The sequence below is a fragment of the Lacrimispora indolis DSM 755 genome, assembly GCF_000526995.1.
Classification (GTDB): domain Bacteria; phylum Bacillota; class Clostridia; order Lachnospirales; family Lachnospiraceae; genus Lacrimispora; species Lacrimispora indolis.
Window position 1 is genome coordinate 2,882,674 of sequence record NZ_AZUI01000001.1, and the last position, 26,673, is coordinate 2,909,346.

19 protein-coding genes are annotated in these 26,673 nt (G+C 45.4%); 15 read left to right on the forward strand and 4 right to left on the reverse strand.

What is annotated here, in order from left to right:
- The first annotated feature begins 11 nt into the window (after positions 1 to 11).
- From K401_RS0113855 to K401_RS0113880, 4 genes are all read left to right on the forward strand, one after another.
- Entirely contained in the window at positions 12 to 1,517 is a 1,506-nt protein-coding gene (locus K401_RS0113855) for a tripartite tricarboxylate transporter permease (protein ID WP_024293501.1), read from the forward strand.
- Positions 1,514 to 2,701: a Gfo/Idh/MocA family protein gene (locus K401_RS0113860; protein ID WP_198018234.1), complete on the forward strand. Its 1,188-nt coding sequence runs from the start codon at positions 1,514 to 1,516 to the stop codon at positions 2,699 to 2,701. The genes K401_RS0113855 and K401_RS0113860 overlap by 4 nt, the downstream gene beginning before the upstream one ends.
- 404 nt (positions 2,702 to 3,105) lie before the next feature.
- Entirely contained in the window at positions 3,106 to 3,561 is a 456-nt protein-coding gene (locus K401_RS0113875) for a DUF6323 family protein (protein WP_024293503.1), read from the forward strand.
- The gene (locus K401_RS0113880; RefSeq protein ID WP_156945281.1) at positions 3,539 to 4,399 is read left to right on the forward strand and encodes a DUF6179 domain-containing protein; all 861 of its coding nucleotides are present in this window, start codon (positions 3,539 to 3,541) and stop codon (positions 4,397 to 4,399) included. Before K401_RS0113875 ends, K401_RS0113880 begins: the two co-directional genes overlap by 23 nt.
- 81 nt (positions 4,400 to 4,480) lie before the next feature.
- Here the strand turns inward: K401_RS0113880 and K401_RS0113885 are convergent, their stop codons facing one another.
- The gene (locus tag K401_RS0113885) at positions 4,481 to 6,187 is read right to left on the reverse strand and encodes an ABC transporter ATP-binding protein (RefSeq protein WP_024293505.1); all 1,707 of its coding nucleotides are present in this window, start codon (positions 6,185 to 6,187) and stop codon (positions 4,481 to 4,483) included.
- On the reverse strand, positions 6,184 to 7,941 hold the full coding sequence (locus K401_RS0113890; protein WP_024293506.1) for an ABC transporter ATP-binding protein: 1,758 nt from the start codon (positions 7,939 to 7,941) through the stop codon (positions 6,184 to 6,186). The genes K401_RS0113885 and K401_RS0113890 overlap by 4 nt, the downstream gene beginning before the upstream one ends.
- Positions 7,942 to 8,197: 256 nt before the next feature.
- On the opposite strand from K401_RS0113890, the gene K401_RS0113895 reads away from it, so the two are divergent.
- A complete protein-coding gene (locus K401_RS0113895; RefSeq protein ID WP_024293507.1) occupies positions 8,198 to 9,172 on the forward strand; it encodes a helix-turn-helix domain-containing protein in 975 nt (324 codons plus the stop codon).
- A gap of 68 nt (positions 9,173 to 9,240) precedes the next feature.
- On the opposite strand, the gene K401_RS0113900 is transcribed toward K401_RS0113895, so the two are convergent.
- Positions 9,241 to 13,503 (reverse strand): 2-hydroxyacyl-CoA dehydratase, encoded by a 4,263-nt coding sequence (locus K401_RS0113900; protein ID WP_024293508.1) that lies wholly within the window; start codon positions 13,501 to 13,503, stop codon positions 9,241 to 9,243.
- Positions 13,504 to 13,757: 254 nt separating this feature from the next.
- Here K401_RS0113900 and K401_RS0113905 point away from each other — a divergent pair, with 254 nt between their 5' ends.
- The 6 genes from K401_RS0113905 (at position 13,758) to K401_RS0113935 (ending at position 20,249) form a co-directional block, all read left to right on the forward strand.
- Positions 13,758 to 14,699: a magnesium transporter CorA family protein gene (locus K401_RS0113905; protein ID WP_024293509.1), complete on the forward strand. Its 942-nt coding sequence runs from the start codon at positions 13,758 to 13,760 to the stop codon at positions 14,697 to 14,699.
- 90 nt (positions 14,700 to 14,789) lie between these two features.
- Positions 14,790 to 15,635, forward strand: coding sequence for a DUF1751 domain-containing protein (locus K401_RS0113910; protein WP_024293510.1), 846 nt, complete (start codon positions 14,790 to 14,792; stop codon positions 15,633 to 15,635).
- 14 nt (positions 15,636 to 15,649) lie between these two features.
- Positions 15,650 to 17,086, forward strand: coding sequence for a pyruvate kinase (pyk, locus tag K401_RS0113915; protein WP_024293511.1), 1,437 nt, complete (start codon positions 15,650 to 15,652; stop codon positions 17,084 to 17,086).
- 267 nt (positions 17,087 to 17,353) lie between these two features.
- Positions 17,354 to 18,625 carry a diaminopimelate decarboxylase gene (locus K401_RS0113920; protein ID WP_024293512.1) on the forward strand — a complete coding sequence of 424 codons (1,272 nt, stop codon included), beginning with the start codon at positions 17,354 to 17,356 and terminating at the stop codon, positions 18,623 to 18,625.
- 681 nt (positions 18,626 to 19,306) lie between these two features.
- Positions 19,307 to 19,813: a nucleotidyltransferase domain-containing protein gene (locus K401_RS0113930; RefSeq protein ID WP_024293514.1), complete on the forward strand. Its 507-nt coding sequence runs from the start codon at positions 19,307 to 19,309 to the stop codon at positions 19,811 to 19,813.
- 157 nt (positions 19,814 to 19,970) lie between these two features.
- Positions 19,971 to 20,249 carry a hypothetical protein gene (locus K401_RS0113935; protein WP_024293515.1) on the forward strand — a complete coding sequence of 93 codons (279 nt, stop codon included), beginning with the start codon at positions 19,971 to 19,973 and terminating at the stop codon, positions 20,247 to 20,249.
- 325 nt (positions 20,250 to 20,574) lie between these two features.
- Here K401_RS0113935 and K401_RS0113940 read toward each other — a convergent pair whose 3' ends face one another.
- Positions 20,575 to 21,735, reverse strand: coding sequence for a M20 family metallopeptidase (locus K401_RS0113940; RefSeq protein WP_024293516.1), 1,161 nt, complete (start codon positions 21,733 to 21,735; stop codon positions 20,575 to 20,577).
- 163 nt (positions 21,736 to 21,898) lie between these two features.
- On the opposite strand from K401_RS0113940, the gene K401_RS0113945 reads away from it, so the two are divergent.
- From K401_RS0113945 to rny, 4 genes are all read left to right on the forward strand, one after another.
- The gene (locus tag K401_RS0113945) at positions 21,899 to 22,789 is read left to right on the forward strand and encodes a S8 family peptidase (protein WP_024293517.1); all 891 of its coding nucleotides are present in this window, start codon (positions 21,899 to 21,901) and stop codon (positions 22,787 to 22,789) included.
- 363 nt (positions 22,790 to 23,152) lie between these two features.
- Positions 23,153 to 24,247 carry a recombinase RecA gene (gene recA, locus K401_RS0113955; protein ID WP_024293519.1) on the forward strand — a complete coding sequence of 365 codons (1,095 nt, stop codon included), beginning with the start codon at positions 23,153 to 23,155 and terminating at the stop codon, positions 24,245 to 24,247.
- A 65-nt stretch (positions 24,248 to 24,312) separates the two neighbouring features.
- Positions 24,313 to 24,921 (forward strand): regulatory protein RecX, encoded by a 609-nt coding sequence (locus K401_RS0113960; RefSeq protein ID WP_024293520.1) that lies wholly within the window; start codon positions 24,313 to 24,315, stop codon positions 24,919 to 24,921.
- A 125-nt stretch (positions 24,922 to 25,046) separates the two neighbouring features.
- The gene (gene rny / locus K401_RS0113965; protein ID WP_024293521.1) at positions 25,047 to 26,606 is read left to right on the forward strand and encodes a ribonuclease Y; all 1,560 of its coding nucleotides are present in this window, start codon (positions 25,047 to 25,049) and stop codon (positions 26,604 to 26,606) included.
- Positions 26,607 to 26,673 lie beyond the last annotated feature (67 nt).

Here is a 26,673-nt window from a genome sequence, read left to right on the forward strand (position 1 = left end):
GGGAGAAGAGGATGGCAGTAAATTATTTATTACAGGCATTGCAGATTGTTATGAGTCCAGTTAATTTTCTTACATTAATTGTATCTGTTTTTTTTGGCTTAATCGTTGGTATGCTTCCAGGACTGACCTCTACCATGGCAGTAGCGCTGCTTACTGGTCTGACGTTTAGCTTATCAAAGGAGACGGCGATTGTTTCCTTAATAGGAGTTTATGTAGGATCTATCTCAGGCGGCTGTCAATCCGCAATATTACTTAATATTCCGGGAACTCCGGCCTCTGCGGCAACTGCAATGGACGGACATCCGTTAAGTAAGCAGGGAAAAGCAGGTCTGGCTATTTTTACAGCGACAGCAGCATCTGCATTGGGAACGATTTTAAGTGTTATCTGTGTTTTGACCTTGACCCCATTTCTTAGCGGCGTCGGATTGAAGTTCCAGACCTACGAGTTTTTTCTTCTGGCACTTTTTGGTATTGTGATCTGTGGCAATCTGGCTTCCAACGGGGATCCGCTGAAAGGCTGGATGGCTGGTTTTATGGGACTGCTGGTGGCTCAAGTCGGTCTGGATACGGTAGGAGCTTATCCGCGTTTTTCTTTTGGGATACTGAATCTGAAGGCTGGACTACAGCTGATTCCTATGATGATAGCATTGTTTGGTTTTCCGGAAATTCTCCGTTCCTTCCAAAAGGATGAGGGAAGTATTCTGGAGATGACGAAACTGGACATCAAGGAAGGTCTATTGTTGATTAAAAAGAATATTGCAGCTATCGTAAGGTCTTCTTTAATTGGAGTATTTGTAGGAATTGTTCCGGGAGTTGGGGAAGATATCGGCGGATGGCTTTCTTATTGGGCAACCAGGACTTTGAGCAAGGAACCTGAAAAGTTTGGAAAGGGTGCCTATGAAGGCGTTATATCAGCGGAGTCAGGTAACAATGCCTGCGTAGGAGGTGCGGTTATACCGGTACTTTCTCTGGCAGTACCTGGAAGTACTTCGGCTGCGGTTCTGCTTGCAGCATTCTGGCTGCACGGGTACCGTCCGGGTCCGCTTCTAATGTCTGAAACACCGGAGTTTTTATATCAGATCGCCATTTATTTGCTTGTTTCCTCAATCGCGATGTTCTTTTTGGCATTGCTGGTATCAAAGATAACTGTTAAGATTTTGTCATTGAAAAAAGAGACACTGATGCCGGCCATTTTTGTATTCTGTGTCCTCGGCTCCTATGTAATCCGTGGAAATTTCTTTGATATTAAGGTTATGTTTATATTTGGAATTATTGGCTTTTTACTTAGTTATGCCAAGTTCCCGGCAGCTCCGTTCTTACTGGGGCTGGTGCTTGGAAATATGGCTGATTCCAATTTAAGACGAGGGCTTAAGTTAAGTAATGGAGGTTTGCTCCCTTATGTAACCAGACCTATTTGCTTATTTTTTGTTATCGTGATTACCTGCTTAATATTGTCGCAGTTTGGGGTGTTTAATAAATTAAAAAAACGCAAATATAATCATGAGAGGACGGAATGAGTTTGAAAAAAGTAGTAGTGGGAATGATTGGTTGCGGATTTGCTTCAGGATTGCATATGAACGGTTATGAAAAGATCTATGGAATGCAGGTGGTGATTAAGGCGGTTGCCAGCAATGGTCCGGCCAGCCAGACGGAGCAGTTTGTTAAGCGATATAACATTGCGGCTGTGTATGAAGATTATAAAGACATGTTAAAAGATGAAGAGATTGATGTTATTGATATCTGCACACCTCCATTTTTACATGAAGAAATGGTTATTAATTCTTTAAAGGCAGGAAAGCATGTTATCTGTGAAAAGCCGTTAACCGGCTATTTTGACGAAGGGGACCAGGTAGATTATGTAGGTCTTTCTGTTCCAAAAGCCAAGATGTACGAAAAGGTAAGGGAACGGATTGAACGGATACGGGAGGTTGTGGAAAACAGTGACCGCTATTTTATGTATGCGGAGAACTGGGTATATGCTTCTGCGGTGCAAAAGAGTCTGGAGATCATACGTTCCCGCAAAGATAAAATCTTATTCATGCAGGCTGAGGAGAGCCACAATGGCTCTCATGCCTTTCATGCTGCCAACTGGAAGTATACCGGAGGCGGTGCTTTGATCAGGCAGGGATGCCATCCGATTTCGGGTGTTCTGTTTTTAAAACAGGAGGAAGCAAAAGCCAGAGGCGAGCAGTTTGGCATCCGGTCCGTGCTGGCTGATGTAGGTGTATGCACTAAGGCGCTAAAGAAGGAAGAACGTAGATATATTGATGCGGATCCGGTGGATGTAGAGGATATTGCAAACTTGACTATTACTTTTACAGATGGAACAAAGGCCCATGTAGTATCTACGGATATTTTGGTGGGCGGAATGAAAAACTCCCTGGAAATTTATACTAACAGTTCTGTGCATCGCTGTAATATCAGTCAGTGCAATGATTTAGAAGTATATCATGAAGATGATAGTGGTTTGGAAGATGTGTATTTTTCGGAAAAGTTAGGAAATAAACAGGGCTGGCAGAATGTTGGATTGAATGAAGAGCTGACAAGAGGGTACTTGGGTGAACTGCAGGATTTTATGGAGTGTGTGCTATATGGAAGAAAACCTTTATCGGATTTTTCTGTGGCATATTATACCGCTCAAGTAATGTACGCAGCATATCAGTCAGGTGAAGAAAAGCGTTTAATTGTATTGGAAGAATAAAATCTGTCAGATGCAGGCTTGACCTGCCGGAGCATTTGTTATCATCAGGGCATAAGGTAGGTTCCGATTAAGCCTGTAATTCAATTTTATATGAATATTATTTAACTGAACGACTGTTTCATCTGATAAAAGGATGATATAGTCGTTTTCTTTTTCTGCCAGCATTTAATAAAGATTCTTTTCTCTTGTATTCATATTATGGAAGGCTTCCGTTTTTGGATTGGAAATCAGAAACAGGAACATAAGGTATGTTGAAAAAGAAGGCAGAAAAAAATGAAAAAGAGAAAGGAAACCCTTATCTCTTGTGCAATAATCATACCACAAAAATGAATTTTTTTCAAGTCTTGTAATTCCGCTCCGCCTGGAGTAGACTTTGTATTTATCAGAAGATAGGAGGGTTTTTTATGGAAGATGGGAAGTGGCTACAGACTGCAAACGACGGTTTTCAGATTGCCAGGGTAAAAGCGGCCAATGATTATACAAAAAGGTTTGGCCTTGTTTTAACGGATGAGGAGGCATCTCTGCTTATCGGGGAGAGGAAAAATGCTTTAAAGGAGCAGGAGCGGGTGGAATTCGGGGAGAGTATCCTTCCGAAACTGATTTTTGCGTTTTGTGATTCCCCGTATATTTATCAGGATAATTACGTGGATTCCCTGGGAAGGCTTCAGGATATGTTTTACCTGTATAAAAATGAATCATTGGATGAAATTACCGATGATGAACTGATCAAATTTATGAAAGACCAGTTTGACGGACCGTGCCAGGGCTCTCTTGATCATCTGGAGGACACTGGATTGGAGGCTTTTGCCAGACGCGTCCGTTCTGGATTAGATCTGTATGAAGACGACGATGAGTTTTGAGACGGAAGAGCTAATTCCAATCGTGGCGGAATTAGCAGATAAATATACGGGAAAAGAGAGTACCTCCATTACTTATGAAAAAGCAAGGCAGCTCATGGAAGCGGTTTTGTACTGTATCCATGAATATGAAGCAGATGCAGAAAAAAGACGGGAGCTTCTTTCTATGGATGAGAAGGCAGTGGCAAAAAAGGTCTATAGCCTGGGATATGAGACGGTGCTGAAGAAGGTGAAGGAAACCCAGATTCTGTATAACAAGATAATTCCGGATTTTAAGTATTATGAAAACCGGTGTTATCACGATACATTTGTCAAAGGAATCCCCTCTTTTTTTATGTATTATGATCCGCGTTTTCAGCCTCAGAATCATATTCTTACGCTGGATTATCCGGTTTTGTATCCAGTGTATACTTTGATGGGAATTGATGCCATAAGCGCTTTTGTGAAATATGTCAGTCTGGAACAGGTTTTCCTTGGAAAATTACCGGATGAATATGTTCTCCATGTGCTGAGGGCCTATTCCCCGGATCACGGGGATCTGGTCATTAATCTTGCGGGCATTGTGCTGCGGAACATTCTGGGCTGCCGCATAGCAGGAAAAAGGGTCCGGGCCCAGGGATATACCCATGGGGAGCTGGAACGGCTCATCGGTTATGTAAACCGGGATACCACAGCCTCATTGGAACAGGATATGGAGGGATTGGTTGATGAACTGGTACAGTCCGGATATGGCGGGCTGGAAGAATTGGGAGATTATCTGAAGGCTGATCTGCGTAATTACAGCTATGAGCTGAAGAATGCAGTGGAAAACCAATGTCTGGATTCCATTCTTGCCATATAGAAACAGAAACAGAAGCCGGGGAGGGAATGGTTATCTCCCCGGCTTCTGTTTTAAATAGGTTTTCATCTGAAAGATATTTGCCTATGCGGAAAGCTGCTGCTCCGCATTCCACATGGCAGCATACTTTCCGTTTTTCTTCAGCAACTCTTCATGAGTGCCTGCTTCAGCAATCCTGCCATCAGCCACTACCAAAATCTGATCCGCGTGTTTCACAATGGAAAGCGTGTGGGCAATCATCACAACGGTCTTTTTTGCTTTCAGCAGATTGGAAATGGCCTGTTTTACCGCCAGCTCATTTTCAATATCAAGGGAGGCCGTTGCCTCATCCAAAAGCAGGATGGGGCTGTTTTTTAAAATGGCCCGGGCAATGGACAAACGCTGCCGCTCACCGCCTGAAAGCAGATTGCCGTTTTCTCCGGCAGGAGTATCATAGCCTTTTTCCATCTTTCGGATAAAACCGTCGCAGTTGGCCTGTTTACAGGCTGCTTCGATTTCTGAATCAACGGCATCTGGCCGTGCATGGCGGATGTTGTCGCGAATGGTATCGTCAAACAGAAACACATCCTGGTCGACCATGGATATCTGTTCTAAAATCCTCTCTGGGGCAGCATTCCGGATCGGCAGGTCTCCAATGGAAATTGTTCCGGCCTGTGCCTCATAGTATTTTGAAATCAGATTTAAAATAGTAGATTTGCCGGAGCCGGAATCCCCTACGATTGCAGTCAGCTTCTGATCAGGCACAGTAAAGCTGATTCCTTTTAGTACCGGCTCTCCCGGCACATAAGAAAATTCAACATTCCGGAATGCAATGTCAAAGGCTTTTGATGTAAACGCCTCCATACTGCCGGTTTCCTCTTTTTCTTTCATGATGCACGTCACTTTATTTTTAGAAATCATCAGGTTTTTATAGCTCATCAAATCTCTTGAAATGGTATCCGCCAGCTTTGCAAGAAGCATGGGGAGAATACTGATCAACAAATAAGATGTGGGGTCAAGAGTTCCGTTCAGCATTGGCACAGAGGCAGCCAGGATCATAATCGGCAGACCTGCCCAAATGCAAATGCACTGGACTGCATTGACGGGAATTCCATGTTTTTCATAGGCATAGCTGATATCACAAAATTCTCTCATGGAAGAGGTAAGGGTCTTATTTTTTGAACCTCCCATTCCATAAGCCCTGAAGGTTTGGATGCCGGTAACATACTCAACAATGCAGCTTACATTTTCCGCGCATACGGCATTTTTCTCCGTACCATACTTTTTGACAATACGGAAAGCTTTCCAAAGGAATGGAACCAGCAGTAATTCAATACACACCAGAATGATACCGCCCGGAAGCCAGATATGCCACACAAAAAGAATCAGCATAACAGAGAACGTTATATTTTTCACAAGGTTCCCCATGGTATGGGTCAAAATCTTTTCATAGCTATTGACATCGCTGGTGGCAATATTGATGTATTGACCCATCTGTCCCTGAGTGAACCGTGATAAGGGAATTTTCTTGATCTTGTCGCCAAGGAAGAGACGAACCTTTTTGCTGACGGCGGCCCCGCCGATCTGATTGTTGGTATAACCCATGCTGTAAATGACTATCCGCAGTACAAAAATGATTCCAAGAAATAGCGCCAGTTTCATAACAGCGGGAAGCCCGGCATTTCCTTTCCAAAGCATTTTCATAACTTCATAAAGGACAAAGAAATTGCATCCGGACAGCATGCCCTCAACAACGGTCAAGACCATGCCCATATAAAACTTCCTTCCCTTTTTCATTGGATTTTCCTTCATGCCTTACCGCCTCCTTCCAGTTGATAGGTCAGGCTGCGGGCTGTCTCATAGTCTGCCCAGGCCTGATTGTAATACTTATTTTCTTTCCTGACCTGTTCATGGGTGCCCACTGATGTAATGGTTTGATTTTCCACCACAGCCACCCGGTTACACATGTTCAGTGCGCTCAGCCGGTGCGCCACCATAATGACGGTTTTCCCTTTGCACAGGTTTTTGATTGCCTTGTCAATCTCCACCTGGTTTTCCGGATCGGCCGCACTTGTGGCTTCGTCCAGAATCAGGATGGGAGCGTTTTTTAGGATAGCTCTTGCAATGGCGATGCGCTGTTTTTCGCCGCCGGAGAAGCGTGATCCGAAGCTGCCTACCTTTGTATCGTAACCATCCGGCAGAGACATAATGAAGTCGTCAATCTGAGCTTTCTCTGCAGCGGCCCGCACCTGTTCCAGACTCCCATGGCCGCCCATGCGGATATTTTCAAGAACGCTGTCACGGGTGAGAAATGTTTTCTGAAAGACAATGGAAACATTTTGCAGGAGTGTTTCATAGTCAATTTCCCTGACATTCTTTCCGCCGATTAACACCTCGCCTTCCTGCACATCATAAAACCGGGGAATCAGCTCAGCAACGGTGCTTTTGCCGGCGCCGGAACGTCCCATCAGAGCCATTGCCTCGCCTTCCTTTATTTTTAAATTGCAATTTTCCAGCACATTGGTTTTTCCGTCATAAGAAAACCGGATATTACGAAGCTCAATATCATGGCAGTCCGGGAAGGGGCCGCCACCCTCAAAGGTAGGGCAGCTTAAAATTTCCTCTGTTTTCATAACACCGGTAAGCACCTGGGCAAAGCTGCTGGAAATTTCCTGTAAGGGGCGGATCTCCGTTAAGTACATGGAGCCGACAAATGCAAATAACAGGAACACGCTGGCGGTAATGGAGCCTTTCATATAGAATAAGCCGCCCAAGGGCACCATCAGAACCATTCCGCACTCGATCACAACGATAAATGAAGCGTAAAATGGCCCCATTTTCCTTGACATTAAATTCCAGACGTCATTTTCCTCTTTGACAGCCGAAGAAAATTTCCGGAAAGACTTGCTTCCCATGTTGTAAGCTTTAATGAGCTTCATGCCGCTGATGTATTCCACCATGACTGAGTTTAAGTTTGCCACAGAACGGTTTGCCCTGTCCATCATTCCGGAGGCTTTCACAAACATGAAGCCCATCACAACAGCGGCCAGGACCAGCGGAATCAAGGAAATCAAAGCCAGAGGTACATTTACTGTCATTAAATAGAGGAAAATAACAACAGGACCGGTCAAATAGCAGGTCAGTTCAGGCACGTTATGGGCAAGAAACAGCTCCAGCTTTTCAATATCCTCATTTAACACGGTCTTAATTTCTCCGGTACTGCGCTCATTCAGCGATCCCAGCGGCACCTTTGCCATGTGGCCTGCAACCATGCACCGAACCTTGAACAGTGCCCGGTAAGCTCCTTTATGGGAAGCCACGCCGGAAGATCCGAACAACAGGAATCGAATCAGTACTGCAACCGCAATGAGCACTACGTTATGCCGCACAAATTCAGCGGTACAGGTGCGGCTGTACACGGCCTCCATTAATTGATAAATACCATAGTAGGGAATCATGGTGAAAAGGCCGCTGATAAATGACAGTGCAATGGCCAAATACATCCAATACTTTTCCCGTCCGGCCCATTGAAGCAATAGCTTAATGGGACTTTTCTTATTTTGCATAGAAATCCTTCCTCCTTTTTAAGCCGTTTTATTCTATGAAGTACAGCTTTTTATCTGGTCCTCAGCAACTTCGCAAACAGGCCGGAGCGCCACATTCTTGACGCAGCCATTCCGTTATGCTATCATGATGGTTAGGCGAAGCTAACTGCTTTATAACAATACACGTATGGCAAATTTCTTACAATAGGTTTTGGGCAGATTTTCACTTTCAAGGTAAAGGTTTGCGCTTTTGAGGTATTGGGAATATGGGGGAACGATGATGAATACGATTCAGGAATATTATAAAAAACAATTTGCGGAACATGGTTTTTTGCCGGATCCGGACAATCATACTTATTGCGAAGTCGGCTCAACATGGAAGCTGTCAGATACCATTGGCAGGGGAACCTTCTGGCTATATGGAGAGCAGGATTTGTTTTCCGTCAAAATTCATGATTTTTATTTCCATGAGGATACTGTAATGGATTTTTGCTGGCCTGAATGTTTGGGTATTATGCAGTATGACTCCATCTCCGGTGAAGAGCTCTCTCCTTACCGGAGGCTGGAAGCCGGAACTGTTAAGAGTTTTATCGGCGGTTATGGCATATATAAGGTTCTGATACATAAGAAAATCCCGGTAAAATCCATTGGAATTGAAATTATGCCAAGGTATTATGAGGGGTTTTTAAAAGACCGGTACCCGGGAGAATATACCAATCCATTAAACGCATTTGCGGCAGTGGGGCAGACAGTAGATTTTCCGGAGATGGACCGGCTGTTGAAGACGGTCCGGGATTATCGCGGTTGCGGACTGGCAGCAAAGCTCTATTATCAGGGGAAGGTTGCGGGAGCTGTTTCCCTCATTGTGGAATGGAGTAAAAAACAGGCTCAAAAACAGGAAGTTAAAAAGAGGCTGTCCTCCCAGGATATTAAGGATTTGGACAATATCACGCTATATTTAAACGACCATTGCCTGCAGGACATTTCCCTGGATCAGATCGTGAAAATCTCTTATATCGGGGCAAGGAGACTTCAAACCATATTTAAGGAATATCACGGCTGCACCATCACCCAATATATTCAGCAGCGCCGCATGAGCCAGGCAGAAAATCTTCTGGCAAACACGGATCTGCCTATCGGTCAGATTGCCCAGGTAGTAGGCTATTCCAATGCCAGCAGGCTTGCGGAACTGTTCTGTAAGAGTACGGGTATGCTGCCGGGGGAATACAGGAAGATGGCTCATAGGAAATGAGAAACTCATAAAATACACGCAATAAAAAAGATACCGGGAAGATCTTTTATCTCTTCCCGGTATCTTTTTTATACCGTTTCCGCCGGTTTTTCTCCTCTGAGCATATTTTTCTGAGCAGTGGAGAGCATCAGCTTGATGCGGTTTAACTGGTTTACCTCGCTTGCGCCGGGATCGTAATCCACGGCAATAATATTGGAGTCAGGATAAGCTTTCCGCAGCTCCTTGATAACGCCCTTTCCAACGATGTGGTTGGGGAGGCAGCCAAAGGGCTGGGTGCACACGATATTGTTGGTGCCGCTGTGAATCAGCTCCAGCATCTCTCCGGTCAAAAACCATCCTTCGCCGGTCTGATTTCCAATGGATACAAATTCCTTTGCCATGTCTGCCAGATTTCCGATATGGGCCGGGGCAGTGAAGTGTTTGCTCTTTAGCAGCTCCTTCTTTGCCGTCCTGCGGAAAAATTCCAACAGGGAAATTCCCATATTGGATAAGGCTGCGGTGGATTTCTTGCCGCCTAAATTCTGGGCCTTAAAGTTACTGTTGTAGAAGCAGTATAAAAGGAAGTCCATCAGGTCCGGCATAACGGCTTCCGCACCTTCTGATTCCAGAAGCTCTACAATGTGATTGTTGGCCAGAGGAGAAAACTTAACAAGGATTTCTCCTACGATTCCTACCTTAGGCTTCTGGCCGGGATTTCTCGGCAGATTGTCAAAATCCCTGATGATCCCCTTTATGTTGCGGGAGAAGGTCATCATGTCCGGGGATTTCCTGGACAGAGACTGAATACACCGCTCTTTCCATTTCTCGTGAAGGGAATTGGCTGAGCCGGGCACCTTCTCATAGGGGCGGGTGGCATATAAAACTCTCATAAAGACATCGCCGTATACCACTGCCTGCATGGCCTTTGTCAGCATGGGCAGGGTGATGGTGAATCCAGGGTTAGTCTCCATGTTGTTTGCATTGACGGAGATGACCGGGATATGGCCCATGCCGGACTTTTCCAGGGCACGCCTTATAAATCCGATGTAATTGGAAGCCCGGCAGCCGCCTCCGGTCTGGCTCATAAATACAGCAGTGCGGTCCAAGTCGTATTTTCCGGATAAAAGGGCATCCATGATCTGGCCCACCACAATGAGGGAGGGGTAGCAGGCATCGTTATTTACGTATTTTAATCCGGTATCAATGGCAGAGCGGTTGTCGTTTTGAAGGACCTCCACCCGGTAGCCGAAGGAACGGATAGCAGGTTCAATTAAGTCAAAATGAATCGGTGACATCTGAGGGCACAGGATGGTGTAATCTTTTTTCATCTCTTTGGTAAACATAATCCTGTGATAAGCGCTGGAAACTACCTTCTGCTCGTAATGGCGTTTGTCACGCACCCGCAGTGCCGCAATTAAGGAGCGGATCCGGATCCTGGCGGCTCCCAGGTTATTGACTTCATCGATCTTTAAAACCGTATAGATCTTGCCGGAGCCGGTTAGGATATCATTAACCTGGTCCGTGGTAACCGCATCCAGACCGCAGCCAAAGGAATTCAGCTGGATCAAGTCCAGACGGCTCTCCTTTTTTACGAGAGCAGCAGCCCGGTAAAGCCTTGTGTGGTACATCCACTGGTCAGTAACCACCAGAGGGCGTTCGATTTCAGCCAGATGGGAAACGGAATCCTCTGTGAGTACTGCAAATCCATAGGAGGTAATAAGCTCCGGAATGCCGTGGTTGATTTCCGGATCCACGTGGTAGGGGCGGCCTGCCAGCACGATTCCATGGCGGTCGTTGTCCTCCAGCCATTTTAAAGTTTCCTCGCCCTTTTTCTCCATATCGGCCCTGGAAGCCATAAGCTCTGCCCAGCCCTTTGAAACGGCAGCAGCAACCTCAGATGCAGGGATCTGAAATTCCTTTGCAAATATTTCTGTCAGGCGTCCGGTGAGCACTTCTTCGTTGGTAAAAGCCATGAACGGATTTAAAAAGCGGATATTTTCCGTCTTAATACCTTCCACGTTGTTCTTGATGTTCTCTGCGTAAGAGGTGACAATGGGGCAGTTAAAATGGTTTCCTGCCTCAGGAGTCTCATTCCGTTCATAGGGAATACAGGGATAAAATATGGTTTTAATTCCCTGCTTCATCAGCCATTCAATGTGGCCGTGGGCAATCTTTGCCGGATAGCATTCTGATTCGCTTGGTATGGATTCAATGCCCAGCTCATAGATCTTTCTGGTAGACTGAGGTGAGAGCACGGTCCGGAATTTCAGTTCCTTAAAGAAAACGGCCCAGAAGGGGTAGTTTTCATACATGTTTAAGACTCTGGGAATGCCGATGGTTCCCCGCTCCGCAAGATCAGGGCTTAAGGGCTCGTAATCAAACATGCGGCGGTTTTTATAATCAAAGAGGTTTGGTATTTCCCTCTTTGCCTTTTCCTTGCCAAGGCCTCGTTCACAGCGGTTACCTGTAATGAATTGACGGCCTCCGTCAAAACGGTTAACAGTGAGCACACAGTTGTTGGTGCAGCCCTTGCAGCGGGCCATGGAGGTTTCATAGTGAAGTCCTAAAATCTTATCGAGGCTCAGCATGGAGGTTGTTTTGGATTCCTCGTAGCGTTCCCTTGCGATAAGAGCAGCGCCGAAAGCGCCCATAATGCCTGCAATGTCCGGGCGGATGGCTTCGCAGCCTGAGATCTTTTCAAAGCTTCTTAAGACGGCATTGTTATAGAAAGTACCGCCCTGGACTACCACATGCCGGCCAAGATCAGAAGCATTTGTGATTTTAATTACTTTAAACAGGGCATTTTTAATAACTGAATAAGCAAGCCCTGCGGAAATATCGGATACCTGGGCCCCTTCCTTCTGGGCCTGCTTCACGTTGGAATTCATGAACACTGTGCATCTGGTTCCTAAGTCGGTGGGGTTTTTGGCAAATAAAGCTTCCTGTGCAAAATCCTCTACCTGGTAGTTTAAGGAGTTGGCAAAGGTCTCAATAAAGGAGCCGCAGCCTGAGGAACAGGCCTCATTCAGCTGAACGCTGTCTACGGTGCCGTTTTTAATGCGGATGCATTTCATGTCCTGGCCGCCGATATCCAGGATGCAATCTACCTCTGGTTCAAAAAAGGCTGCAGCATAATAGTGGGAGATGGTCTCCACCTCCCCCTCGTCAAGGAGGAAGGCTGATTTTAAGAGAGCTTCTCCGTAGCCGGTGGAACAGGACCATACGATCTGGCTGTCCTTTGGCATCTGCTCTTTAATTTCGCCTATTGCCCGGATTGCCGTTGCAAGTGGGCTTCCGTTGTTGCTGCTGTAAAATTTATATAACAGGGTGCCGTCTTCCCCTACAAGGGCCGCCTTTGTGGTGGTGGAGCCGGCATCGATTCCTAAAAAGCATTTTCCATGGTAGGAAGAGAGATCGCTTGTTTTTACGCAGTGGCTGTTGTGACGGTTAATGAATTCGTCAAAATCCGCCTGATCCGCAAATAAGGGGTCCATGCGCTTTACTTCAAATTCCATCCGAATGCCGGAGGATAAGCGGTTGATTAAATCCTCCAGGGATACATTCCCTCCCTGGGCCTCCGCTGCATTCATGGCTGCGCCGGTGGCAGCAAATAAGTGGGAATGCTCCGGAGCGATGATCTCATCTCCGGATAAATGGAGGGTGCGGACAAAGGCCTTCTGAAGTTCAGGAAGAAAATGAAGGGGGCCTCCCAGGAAGGCCACATGGCCTCTGATGGGCTTTCCGCATGCCAGGCCGCTGATGGTCTGATTTACCACTGCCTGAAAAATGGATGCCGCAAGATCTTCCCTGGTGGCCCCTTCATTAATAAGTGGCTGTATGTCTGTCTTTGCAAATACTCCGCAGCGGGCTGCAATGGGATAGATGGCCTTGTAATTGGCCGCATATTCATTTAAGCCGGAGGCGTCGGTCTGCAGAAGCGCCGCCATCTGATCGATAAAGGATCCGGTGCCGCCGGCGCAGATTCCGTTCATTCGCTGGTCAATGCCGCCGGTGAAGTAAATAATTTTTGCATCTTCTCCCCCAAGTTCGATTGCCACGTCGGTCTGCGGGGCATAATCCTTAAGAGAGGTAGCAACAGATACCACCTCCTGGACAAAGGGAACCTTTAAATGCCTGGACAGCGTTAAGCCGCCGGACCCTGTAATGGCAGGACATAAGTCCAGGGGACCAAGCTTATCATAAGCCTTTTTTAAAAGGCCTGCCAGCGTTTCCTGTATGTTTGCATAATGCCGCTCATAATCAGCGAACAAGATTTCATGTTTTTCATTTAATATTGCTATCTTAACGGTAGTGGAACCAATATCGATTCCTAATGTTTGGTATGTAGTCATATGCGCGGGGGTAACCCCTGCCTCCTTTTGTGTAGAAGTAAGTTTCTGGCTCACCGAACATCAGTTTAACATAAAATAAGAAATAATACAATTGCAATAACGTGCTAAAAATATGTTAAAACTAGTAAAATTTGTTTAAGTTAACGAAAAGGGGTTTCATTTCGTTTGACAAAAATGGCCTGGGAAATTATAATGTATAAGTCAAAGTCTGCCAACGTTTCCAATAAGATTTTTCAGTGAAAGAGAGAAAAGCTATGATTCAGATTTATAAAACAGAAGACGGCCTGATTCAGCAAAAGGATGAGCTTTCTCCGGGTTCCTGGATTGCCCTTACAGACCCTACTGCCACGGAGATCCTGGAAATCGCCAACACCTGTAAAATCGATCCTGATGACTTAAGAGCGCCCCTTGATGAGGAAGAGCGTTCCCGTATCCAGACAGAGGACCATTACACGCTCATCCTGGTTGACGTTCCTTCCATAGAGGAGCGTGGCGGCAAGGACTGGTATGTAACCATACCAATGGGGATCATAACCACGGAAGAAGCCATTGTTACGGTCTGTCTGGAAGACACTACTGTTCTCAATGCATTTATGGACGGCAGGGTGAGGGATTTTCATACGTATATGAAAACCAGGTTTATTCTGCAGATCCTGTATAAGAATGCATCCTTGTACCTGCAATATCTAAGAATCATTGATAAGAAAAGCGGAGTGGTCGAAGAGAAGCTTCACAAATCCACCAAGAACCGGGAGCTTATTGAGCTTTTGGAGCTGGAAAAGAGCCTTGTGTACTTTACCACATCCCTGCGTTCCAATGAGATGGTGCTTGAAAAGCTCATGAGAAATGAAAAAATCAAAAAGTATCCGGAGGATACGGAGCTTTTGGAAGACGTCATCATTGAGAACAAGCAGGCCATTGAGATGGCAAATATCTACAGCGGAATTTTAAGCGGAACAATGGACGCTTTTGCTTCCGTTATATCAAACAACTTAAATATTGTAATGAAGTTTCTGGCAACCATTACCATTGTCATGTCCATACCAACCATGGTGGCAAGCTTTTATGGAATGAACGTCAATTCCAGGGGAATCCCCTTTGCGAACAGTCCTTACGGCTTTGCCATTGTTTTAGGCCTGACCCTGGCCCTGACGCTGATCGTTGCGTGGATTTTTTCCAAAAAGGATCTGTTCTAGTTGCATGTAAAAACAGGAAACAGGAAACACCCTTAGGGTGTTCCTTTGTGCCCGGAGAGCATGGGCAGAAGATAGGAAAAGGATGAAAGAATGAAGTTTTTTTATAATCTTGAACGCAGATTCAGAAAGTATGCAATTCCGAATCTGATGTACTATATCATTGGCATGTACGGTGTGGGATTGTTGATGGAGATGCTCGCACCGGGATTTTACTGGAATTACTTATCACTTGACGCAGGAAAGATACTGGGCGGTCAGGTGTGGAGGATTGCTACTTTCATGATTTACCCGCCGGGAGGCGGCATTTTCATGAGCCTGATCAGCATGTATTTATACTACATGCTGGGAGTGAACTTAGAGAGGATCTGGGGAGCATTCCGTTTTAACGTTTACTTCTTCATGGGAGTCATCGGTCATGTGGCGGCGGCGCTGATCGTGTATATTTTCATGGGAAAGACGGTGTACTTAACAACGGAATTTCTTAATTATTCCCTGTTTTTTGCTTTTGCCGCCACGTTTCCGGATCTGGAATTCCTTTTGTTTTTCGTGATTCCCATAAAAGCCAAATGGCTGGCCATCTTTAACGGAATTTACTTCCTGTATGGCTTTATTACCGGCAACATTGCCACCAGAGTCACTATATTTATGTCGTTATTGAACTTTATCCTCTTTTTCCTTTTGACCCGGAATTTAAGCAGGTTCAATCCAAAGGAGATCAAAAGAAAGCAGAATTTTCATAAGCAGATGAAGATAAAGCCCCAGGGCTGGACGCACCATCGGTGCGCCGTGTGCGGGCGGACCGAAAAGGACTCCCCGAACCTGGAATTCCGTTATTGTTCAAAATGTGAAGGCAGTTATGAATACTGTTCCGAGCATTTATATACACATAAACATGTAACACAGTCCAACCCCACAACCGGTGATACGACCAACTAGCACGGAGGATAATGATGAAGAGAACCAAGATTATATGCACTATGGGACCCAATACCAATGATCGCGCACTGATGAAGGCACTTGCCGAGCATGGCATGGATGTTGCCAGATTCAACTTCTCACACGGCGATTATGAAGAGCAGAAGATGCGCCTGGATGCACTGAAGAGCATCCGCGAGGAACTGGACATTCCGATTGCTGCACTTCTTGATACAAAAGGGCCTGAGATCCGTACCGGACTTTTAAAGGATGGCAGAAAGGTAAATTTAAAAGAGGGAGATACCTATGTCCTGACAACAGAAGAAATCATTGGTGATGAAACAAAAGGACATATCAATTATGACGGCCTGAATGAAGACGTGTCCTCCGGAAACCGTATCCTCATTGACGATGGCCTGATCGAACTGGAAGTCCTTAAGGTAAAGGGAAAGGAAATTATCTGTAAGATCATCAACGGAGGCGAGCTGGGAGAGAGAAAGGGCGTCAATGTGCCCAATGTAAAGGTAAAGCTTCCTGCACTTACGGATAAGGATAAAATGGATATAAAGTTCGGCATTGAGCAGGGCTTTGATTTCATTGCAGCTTCCTTTGTCCGCACGGCAGACGCTATTTATGAAATAAAGAAAATCCTGGAGGATCATGGTTCCAATATTTCCGTTATCGCCAAGATCGAAAATGCAGAAGGCATTGAAAACCTTGATGATATCATCGAAGCCAGCGACGGAATCATGGTTGCCCGCGGCGATATGGGAGTTGAGATCCCGGCACAGGAGGTTCCGTTTATCCAGAAACGGATCATACAGAAGTGCAACGAAGCCTGCAAGCCTGTTATTACAGCCACCCAGATGCTGGATTCCATGATCCGCAATCCCCGCCCAACCAGAGCCGAGGTGACGGACGTGGCAAATGCTGTTTATGACGGGACGGATGCAGTGATGCTTTCCGGTGAGACCGCCATGGGCAAATATCCGATTGAGGCTCTTTCCATGATGGCTTCCATTGTGGAGGAAACAGAAAAGCATCTGGATTACAATGCATACAGAGAGCGTAAGGTTTCTGCCGTCAATATCCACAATGTATCCAATGCAGTATGTTATTCTTCCGTTTCCACAGCCCATGACCTGGGAGCGAATGTGATCGTGGCACCAAGTATCACCGGATTTACTGCAAGGCTGCTGTCCAAATGGAGACCGGAAAGCCAGATCATCGGTTTATCCCCAAGCTCTTCCGCCCTTCGCCAGATGCAGCTATACTGGGGCGTAAAGCCATTTCATGCAAAACGCGCGGAATCCACTGACGTTTTAATTTATTCCTCCCTGGAGCTGTTAAAAGCAAAGGGGATCGTTAAAGAAAATGATACGGTAGTTGTCACTGCAGGCGTGGTGAGTCCGGTGAGAAAGAACGAACCGGCAGCTCATACAAATATCATGCGGGTCGTTACCGTAGATTAACAGATCTGCCCTGCTATGAATATTTATACAAAAAAAGTGTAGACAAAGGAGTCTATCCCCGGTACAATGAAGCTTACCAGCAGATGTGCCGGAGACAGATTCTTTTTGGTTTACAGGAAATTATGTTCTGAGGATCAAACAATGTTCCGCCAGGATGTGCACGATATGCCAATGCAGTGAGGCTGTTTCAGCAGCCTTGCTCCGGCGTAAGGGTCTGAGCTGCAGACTCATGATTCTATATAGTAAGCTACGAGAGGAGAGAAAGCTATGGAGAAGAGACCATTTGTTACGAAAGAGAAGTTAGAGGAAATTGTGAAAGAATATCCTACGCCTTTTCATTTATACGATGAAAAAGGGATCAGGGAGAATGCCCAGAAGCTAAAGGACGCGTTTTCCTGGAATAAAGGGTACCGGGAGTATTTTGCAGTAAAGGCCACACCAAATCCGTTTATCTTAAATATTTTAAAGGATTATGGGTGCGGAGCGGATTGCTCATCCATGACAGAGCTTATGATGTCCGATTGCCTGGGCTTTTCCGGCTCTGATATTATGTTTTCTTCCAACAACACCCCTGTTGAGGAATTCCAGTATGCGGATAAAATCGGAGGGATCATCAACTTAGATGATATCACTCATATTGAGTTCCTTAAAAAAGCCATCGGACATATTCCGGAGACCATTAGCTGCCGTTATAATCCAGGCGGCATATTTAAGATCAGCAACGATATCATGGATAATCCGGGAGATTCCAAATATGGGATGACAACAGAGCAGATGTTTGAGGCATTCCGCATATTAAAAAGCAATGGGGCCAAGCATTTTGGAATCCATGCATTTTTAGCCAGCAACACGGTGACCAATGAATATTATCCTCTTCTTGCAAAGGTGCTTTTTGAACTTGCCGTAAAGCTTCAAAAGGATACAGGAGCCCATATCTCCTTTATCAATCTGTCAGGAGGGATCGGAATTCCTTATCGTCCGGGGCAGGATGCAAACGACATTAAGGCCATCGGAGAGGGAGTCAGGGAAGTCTATGAAGAAATCCTGGTTCCGGAGGGCATGGGAGATGTGGCCATTTATACGGAGCTTGGACGCTTCATGCTGGGACCTTACGGCGGACTGGTCACAAAGGCTATCCATGAAAAACATACCCACAAGGAATACATCGGCGTGGATGCCTGTGCGGTGAACTTAATGAGGCCGGCCATGTATGGGGCTTACCATCATATCACTGTCATGGGAAAAGAGGGAGATGTGTGCGGCCGCAAATACGATGTGGTGGGATCTCTTTGTGAAAATAATGACAAGTTTGCCATAGACAGAATGCTGCCGGAGATATCCAAAGGCGATCTGCTTTTCATTCACGATACAGGCGCTCACGGTTATGCTATGGGCTATAATTATAACGGAAAATTAAAGTCAGCGGAACTTCTTCTGAAGGAAGACGGGTCTGTCCAGATGATCCGCAGGGCCGAGACTCCTAAGGATTATTTTGCTACCTTTGATTTCTGTGACATATTAAAAGATATGGAATATTAATTTTTACAGAAAAAATGTGTGAAGACAGGAGAGAGGATTTTCGGAAATTCCGGAAATGCCTCTCTTGCTTTTCCTGGCAGAATAGAAAAATCCCTGTGCCACATGACACAGGGGGGATTTTTCTTAGGATTTTCGGATTTCAAAAAGGGTGAAAGGATAATTGATACATTGTGCATTTCTTATGTCATTAGTATAGCACACCGGCTCTAGAAAAGTTTGTATATTGTTTGAATAGATTATGAAGATTTTCTTAATTCATTCGTTTCGCCGAAAAACCGGATGTGACTGGAACAGCGAAAATAAAAGAATTCCCCCGAAATAAAATATTAAAAAAAATAACGGATTTTTTACAACCAGTGATAGGAGTATGATCCCCTAGTGACACAATGAAATTGTACAAACAGTTTCCCGCAGATTATGAATTAACTTATGGATACAGCGTTCATAAGCATTCCGTATGGTGTGTCCGAGGAGCCTTCTTGAGTATATTTCACCGGCATCGTATGGGCCGGACAGCTTTCCGTCGCGGAATCACCGTGGATAAACCTTAAGCCTTGAAGCGGAGAGGGCCAAGCGCTGTTTATTTGCCATATCTCTGTACATGGAAAACTTGAAAATTGATAGCCGGTGATTTTTATGATAAAATGAAAAGGAATATGGGAATGGTCATGAGGAGAATCTATGCACAATAAAGAAATTACTACGAAAGAAAATCTGATGGAAGTGTTGAACTTACTGGACAGCTTAAAGATAAAATATTGGATAGACGGTGGCTGGGGCGTAGATATTTTACTTGGAAGGCAAAACAGGGAACACAGAGACATTGATGTGGATTTTGATGGAATATTTACGGAGGTCTTATTAGAGGTTTTGAAAGAAAAAGGATATAAAGTTGTGACTGATTGGAGTCCGGTACGCATTGAATTGTATCATCCGGATTTAGGGTATATAGATATTCATCCATTGGCCATAAGTGAAGACGGAAGTGCAAAACAGGCCGGATTAAATGATGACTGGTATGATTTCAAGGCAGAATGGTTTACAAAGGCCTTGTTTCAAGATCGGATTATTCCGTGTATTTCGGTGGAAGCTCAGAAAATATTTCACAGTGGCTACGAGCTTAGAGAAGTTGATAAAATTGATATGAAAAACCTGGATAGGCTCATATCAGGGATTGATAAGATGTAAATTAGGAAGATTATGGCTCTTTCTGTGCCGCATGGAGGCTCAGGCTGGGTACAGGCAGCTCATCTTTTATAAAAAATTTATCGAAATTTGTTGGTCGATATGTGCTATTTTTCGTTAATCCTTGGCATATAATAATACTATGGAGGTGAAACATAGCATGGGCAGAACTTGGCATTTATTTCCTGGCATTTATAGAAACAGAAGTATTAGGCATTGTTTAAGAGACCTGGAAAGCAACGAAGATTACACAATATTTTATGATAATGGAATATTCCAGTTTGAGCGGGAGCAAAAAAATAAAAAAGTTGTTTGTGAGATTAGCGTAGGTGCGTTTTATGAGATCTGTAATGGATTAGATGATAAAACGGAGATTGATAATCGAATAAATGATTTTATTCTGCAGCAATTATATCTAAAAGGTGTTGAATTAGAGTGATTTAATATAAAACAGTACATAATTAGAGGAGCGCTGCGATGCCTGATTCTCTCTTTTGAAAACGCCTGTCGTAATTGGAGCGACGGGCGTTTTCTTTTAGTGAATTTTAGTTTATGATGGAAGATATTAAAAGCGGGCAACCGGTATCCGGGGCCCGCTTTTAACGTTGCCATTTGCTGCAATTTGACAGCCTTACACAGGACATATTAAGTATTTTATAATGCTGAAAAATTGTGATAGGTCAGCGCCACATTCTGCCTTTGTTACCACACTTTTGTCATTTGCCTGTGAAGATTGTCATAATGCCATTTCAGCCGTAAAATTTCTAAAAGAGGATGGAGCGGGCCAGTCTGGTGAGCACCTCCTGGCACCGTAGGATATCTTCACAGGGGACAAATTCATCCGGCTTATGGGCCATCTCTAAATCACCCGGGCCATAGGACATGCAGTTGTGGTTGTGAAGCTTTCCTGCAATGACGGCAGTATCCGTATAGCCTGGGAAGAACGTGACAGAAACCGGTTTTCCTGTGGTTTCTTCCGCGGCGGCCTTCAGCGCTTTTAATAAGGGAGAGTTTTCATCCTTTTCAATATAAGGTCTGTCCCCTGTGATGGTATAGGAAGCGGTGATTCCGGGGACAGCCAGGGAAGCTTCACTGATAGCCTGTTCCACTATGGAAACGGCAGAAGCCGTGTCAATGGGCGGGACCAGGCGCATGTCGATCCACACCTTGCAGCGGTCAGGGACTACATAGGGGCGGTATCCACCCTGGATCTGGCCGAATGTGACTGTGGATATGCCCAGATCCTCGTGGGAGGGGCATTCTCCGATTTTGCGTCGTATGGAAGAAATGAGTTCAGCCATGGCTGCAATGGCATCGGCTCCCTTCCAGGGGGTGCTTGCATGGGCCGTTACTCCGGTGATTATGATCTCAAACCAGGTACGCCCTTTATGAGCCACCTGAATCTGTCCGTTGGTAGGCTCCGTATCCAGGACAAAGCTTTTTTCCGTTACCCAGCCTTCTTTTATCACATCTTCAACGCCCCGCATAAAATCCTCTTCATCAACGGTTCCAATGAAAACAAAGGAATGCTTGGGAGTCTTTCCTGATGCCGCTTCTTCTGCAATGGAGGAAAAGGCAGAAAGGGCACAGGCCAGACCGGATTTCATGTCACAGGCTCCCCTTCCGTAGATCTTTCCATCTATGATTTCTGCCCCAAATGGGTCTGCTGTCCAGCCGTCTCCAATGGTCACCGTATCCATATGGCAGATGTAAACAAGGGCAGGGTCATCGATTTCCCCCTGTATTTTTGCCATAATATTATAACGGCCCGGAAGGACCTCCTTTTTTATGACAGGGATGGACAGGGAAGACAGGCTTTTGAAAATATATTCTCCGATATTTTTTTCGTATGCTCCGGGGTCCGTACTGTCGATGCGGATCAGGGCCTGTGTCAGAAAAGTGGCATCGGATTGATGATTTTCCATGATGATGATCTCCTTACTTATTATATTTATCTCCATTATAGAAACGTACTGACAGAAAGTAAATGGTATTCCGGCTAAAAATCTTCTTTTGTATTTTGGGGGAAGAGAAACCTCAAGGGCTAAACCGGAATATCCTAATAAAAAAGGAATCAGGTAATGGACTGTGAATCATGTAAGAGAAGCGATACACTGTGAGGCGGCCCATGGCATGGGCTATACAGGACGTGGAATAGGAGTTGCAGTTCTCGATACGGGGATTTATCTTCATGAGGACTTTGAACATAGAGTGGCGGCTTTTGTAGACATTGTGCACCGCAGAAGGGATACCTATGACGATAACGGTCATGGGACCCACATTTCAGGAATCATCGCAGGGAACGGCAGTGCTTCCGGCGGAACGTATATGGGGGTTGCACCGGAATGTCATATCATCATGCTAAAGGTTTTGGATAAGAAAGGAAACGGCTATGCTTCTGATGTGCTGGCCGGGCTTAAGTGGATCCGTGACAACAGAGAAAGGTATGGGATCAGAATTGTAAATATCTCAGTTGGTTCCTTTTCAAAAAAAGGGATGACAGAAAATTCTGTTCTTGTGCGGGGGGTGAATGCAGCCTGGGATGACGGGCTGGTGGTCTGTGTGGCAGCAGGAAACATGGGACCGGGCATGAACACCATCACCACCCCCGGGATCAGCCGTAAGGTGATCACTGTGGGCTGCTCCGATGATTATAAAGAAGTCAATGTTATGGGAAACCGGATGATCGATTATTCCGGAAGAGGCCCTACCGGTGCCTGCATCTGCAAGCCGGAGATCATTGCTCCGGGCGCAGGGATCATGAGCTGTGCCAATGAAGCGGGACAGTATTTTACCAAAAGCGGGACCTCCATGTCAACGCCCCTGGTATCAGGGGCGATCGCACTTCTTCTACAGAAGTATCCCTATATGAGCAACCGGGACGTAAAGCTGATGTTAAGGGAACGGGCGGTGGATCTGGGGCTTCCCATGAACCAGCAGGGCTGGGGGCTGCTTGATGTGGAGAAGCTTTTGGCGTAACAAGGATATGTGTGAGTGTTATCAGGGCTTCTGCGGGAGAATTTGTACCCGTGGAAGCCTTGATTTTTTTTATGGAAAGTCAAAGGAGGGGCTGCCTGGTATGCCCCTTCTTAAAAAGCTTGCAGCCGTCTTTTATATATGCTATAGTAGTTTTGCAGTCAGAAGGCAATCCGCCTTCCTTTCCATTCAGTTTCAGGCGTTTCGCCGCTATATCCTTAAGGATTAAAAAATTATTTTCAGCCCCACAGGTCAGGAGTGTGATGCATATTGGGCTTAGAAGTATAAAATATTGGTTGACATTTGCCGGGAAGTATACTATGATTATAAACAGAAAAAGAACATTTGTTCGCGTTGGAGGATAACATGAATAAAGATGATAAACTAAAGGCGCTTGATGCCGCCCTTACTCAGATAGAAAAGGCATATGGAAAAGGCTCTGTCATGAAGCTGGGAGATTCAGGCACCAATATGAACGTGGAGACCGTACCTACTGGGGCATTGAGTCTTGATATTGCCCTTGGTCTTGGAGGGATTCCCAAGGGAAGAGTAGTGGAGATTTACGGACCGGAGTCCAGCGGTAAAACCACCGTTGCCCTTCATATGATCGCAGAGGTTCAGAAAAGAGGCGGCATTGCAGGTTTTATTGACGCGGAGCACGCCCTTGATCCTGTTTATGCAAAGAACATAGGAGTGGATATTGATAACCTTTACATTTCCCAGCCGGATAACGGTGAGCAGGCATTGGAGATCACGGAAACCATGGTACGTTCCGGGGCAGTGGACATTGTGATCGTGGACTCGGTTGCAGCCCTTGTACCAAAGGCTGAGATCGAAGGGGATATGGGCGATTCCCATGTGGGTCTTCAGGCCCGCCTTATGTCCCAGGCCCTTAGAAAGCTGACAGCCGTAATCAGCAAGTCCAACTGTACTGTTCTTTTCATCAACCAGCTTCGTGAGAAGGTTGGAGTGATGTTTGGAAGTCCTGAGACAACCACAGGAGGACGTGCCCTTAAGTTTTACGCATCTGTCCGTCTGGATATTCGTAAGATAGAGACTTTAAAGCAGGGCGGAGATATGGTTGGAAACCGGGCCCGCGTGAAGGTCGTGAAGAACAAGATCGCACCGCCGTTTAAGGAAGCGGAATTTGACATCATGTTCGGCAAGGGGATTTCCAAGGAAGGAGATATCCTGGATCTGGCTGTAAAAGAGAATATTGTGGAAAAGAGCGGAGCATGGTTTGCTTATAATAACGTTAAGATCGGCCAGGGACGGGAGAACGCCAAGACTTATCTTCAGGACAATCCGGCTGTTTGCCTGGAGATTGAGAATAAGGTCCGCATAAAGTATGGACTCCATGAAGAAGGCAGCGCAGCGCCGGAGGGCTCCGGTGGAGCTGCGGCCAAGGAAAGCAAAAGGATCAAGGCAGAAGGAAGCAAGGACGAAGCTCCTCAGGAGTAATGTTTAGAAAGATTTGGCCTCCGGGTTTATGAAGGCCGGAAAAATAGATAGAATAAGGGGCATATATGATAGTTACAGAGATCGTGCCCCTCGATAAGCGCAGGAGTAAAATCATTCTGGAGGATGATTTTACTCTTGTCCTTTATCGTGGGGAAATCAGAAGATTTGGAATTGAGGAAGGCAAGCCGCTTTCAGAGGAAACCTATCAGGAGATCCTGCAGGAAGTTTTACTAAAAAGAGCCAGAGAGAGGGTCCTCTATCTTTTGAAATCCTCGGACAAGACGGAGCAGGAACTGAGGCGGAAGCTAAAGGACGGAGGATATCCCAAGGAAGCCGCCGATTATGCCATAAATTTTTTAAAGGAGCACCGCTTTATCAATGACCAGGACTATGGACGCAGGTATGTGGAATTTAATCTGGAACGGAAAAGCGAAAGACAGATCCAGTACGAACTGCAAAAAAAAGGGCTGGATAAAGAGGTGATCCAGGAGATCCTTAGAGAGCAGCCGGTGAATGAGGAAGCCCAAATAAGGGCCTATGTGAGAAAGAAGTGCTTAAAGCCGGAAGAGATGGACTTTAAGGAACGCAGTAGGATCATGGCTGCTTTGGGAAGAAAAGGGTTTTCATACGATGCCATAAGCCATGTTTTAGGCGGCTTTTATAGTGATATCTGACAACGGGGAAAATGTGTATAAGTATACCGGAAACAGGGGCGAAATACTTGACATAATGTATAAAACAGTTTAAAATTGTAGTGTTGTATTGTTGTACAATGAAAATCTAATAAGGAGGTGCTCCTGTGTCAGTATCAGTATTCACGGCTGCATTGATTGCAATCGTTGCATCAGTAGTAGTTGCTTTTATTGCCTGGTCTGCTGCCATCACGTATCGTAAGAATACCTACGAAAGTAAAATTGGCACTGCAGAAGAAAAATCCCGGGAAATAATAGATGAAGCATTAAAGACCGCTGAGACAAAGAAGCGTGAAGCTCTCCTTGAGGCAAAAGAAGAGTCTTTAAAGACTAAGAATGAACTGGAGAAGGAAACCAGGGAAAGAAGAGCTGAGCTTCAACGTTATGAACGAAGAGTATTAAACAAGGAAGAAAACTTGGACAAGAAGTCCGAGGCTATGGAAAAACGAGAAGCAGGTCTGGCTGCTCGAGAGGACGCCCTGAATAAGAGAAATGCCGAAGTGGAATCTCTCTATGAGAAAGGCATTCAGGAACTGGAGAAAATTTCCGGACTTACCTCCGAACAGGCAAAAGAATATCTTTTAAAATCTGTTGAAGATGACGTAAAACATGACACTGCGAAATTAATTAAGGAACTTGACAACAAAGCAAAAGAAGAAGCCGAGAAAAAGGCAAAGGAATATGTGGTGACAGCCATCCAAAGATGTGCTGCTGACCATGTGGCAGAAACCACGGTTTCTGTTGTACAGCTTCCTAACGATGAGATGAAAGGCAGAATCATCGGAAGGGAAGGCCGTAACATCCGTACGTTAGAAACCCTTACGGGAGTAGAACTCATTATTGATGATACCCCTGAGGCAGTTGTATTATCCGGATTTGATCCGGTTCGTAGAGAAGTAGCCAGAATCGCATTGGAGCGCCTTATAGTGGATGGCCGTATTCATCCGGCAAGAATTGAAGAGATGGTGGAAAAGGCACAAAAAGAGGTAGAAACCAATATGCGTGAAGAAGGAGAAGCCGCTGCCCTTGAAGTGGGCATTCACGGACTTCATCCGGAACTCATCAGATTGCTTGGCAAGCTGAGATATAGGACAAGCTACGGACAGAATGCCTTAAAGCATTCCATTGAGGTGGCCCAATTGTCAGGGCTGTTAGCCGGAGAGATCGGCCTTGATATCCGTATGGCCAAACGCGCCGGTTTACTACATGACATCGGAAAAGCCGTTGACCATGAGATGGAAGGTTCTCACATTCAGCTGGGTGTGGAGTTGTGTAAGAAGTATAAGGAATCTGCAATCGTGCTGAACACTGTGGAATCTCATCATGGCGATGTTGAACCACAGAGTCTCATCGCTTGCATTGTCCAGGCAGCGGATACTATTTCTGCGGCAAGACCTGGGGCAAGAAGAGAAACTCTGGAGACATATACAAACAGATTAAAACAGTTAGAAGATATTACCAATTCCTTTAAAGGAGTGGACAAGTCCTTTGCCATTCAGGCAGGACGCGAAGTTCGGATTATGGTGGTTCCGGAACAGATTAACGATGATGACATGGTGCTTTTAGCCCGTGATATTTCCAAAAAAATTGAAGAATCCCTGGAGTACCCGGGACAAATCAAGGTCAACGTGATCCGGGAATCCAGAGTTACAGATTACGCGAAGTAAAATAAATGCCCTAAAACCGTATAATTTATTCTCATGCGGCTTTAGGGCATATTTCATGTCAGGAGGA

Coding starts and splice junctions, on each gene's coding strand:
- K401_RS0113855 (WP_024293501.1), top strand. CDS start 12: ATGGCAGTAAATTATTTATTACAGGCATTGCAGATTGTTATGAGTCCA.
- K401_RS0113860 (WP_198018234.1), top strand. CDS start 1,514: ATGAGTTTGAAAAAAGTAGTAGTGGGAATGATTGGTTGCGGATTTGCT.
- K401_RS0113875 (WP_024293503.1), top strand. CDS start 3,106: ATGGAAGATGGGAAGTGGCTACAGACTGCAAACGACGGTTTTCAGATT.
- K401_RS0113880 (WP_156945281.1), top strand. CDS start 3,539: ATGAAGACGACGATGAGTTTTGAGACGGAAGAGCTAATTCCAATCGTG.
- K401_RS0113885 (WP_024293505.1), bottom strand. CDS start 6,187: ATGAAGGAAAATCCAATGAAAAAGGGAAGGAAGTTTTATATGGGCATG.
- K401_RS0113890 (WP_024293506.1), bottom strand. CDS start 7,941: ATGCAAAATAAGAAAAGTCCCATTAAGCTATTGCTTCAATGGGCCGGA.
- K401_RS0113895 (WP_024293507.1), top strand. CDS start 8,198: ATGATGAATACGATTCAGGAATATTATAAAAAACAATTTGCGGAACAT.
- K401_RS0113900 (WP_024293508.1), bottom strand. CDS start 13,503: ATGACTACATACCAAACATTAGGAATCGATATTGGTTCCACTACCGTT.
- K401_RS0113905 (WP_024293509.1), top strand. CDS start 13,758: ATGATTCAGATTTATAAAACAGAAGACGGCCTGATTCAGCAAAAGGAT.
- K401_RS0113910 (WP_024293510.1), top strand. CDS start 14,790: ATGAAGTTTTTTTATAATCTTGAACGCAGATTCAGAAAGTATGCAATT.
- pyk (WP_024293511.1), top strand. CDS start 15,650: ATGAAGAGAACCAAGATTATATGCACTATGGGACCCAATACCAATGAT.
- K401_RS0113920 (WP_024293512.1), top strand. CDS start 17,354: ATGGAGAAGAGACCATTTGTTACGAAAGAGAAGTTAGAGGAAATTGTG.
- K401_RS0113930 (WP_024293514.1), top strand. CDS start 19,307: ATGCACAATAAAGAAATTACTACGAAAGAAAATCTGATGGAAGTGTTG.
- K401_RS0113935 (WP_024293515.1), top strand. CDS start 19,971: ATGGGCAGAACTTGGCATTTATTTCCTGGCATTTATAGAAACAGAAGT.
- K401_RS0113940 (WP_024293516.1), bottom strand. CDS start 21,735: ATGGAAAATCATCAATCCGATGCCACTTTTCTGACACAGGCCCTGATC.
- recA (WP_024293519.1), top strand. CDS start 23,153: ATGAATAAAGATGATAAACTAAAGGCGCTTGATGCCGCCCTTACTCAG.
- K401_RS0113960 (WP_024293520.1), top strand. CDS start 24,313: ATGATAGTTACAGAGATCGTGCCCCTCGATAAGCGCAGGAGTAAAATC.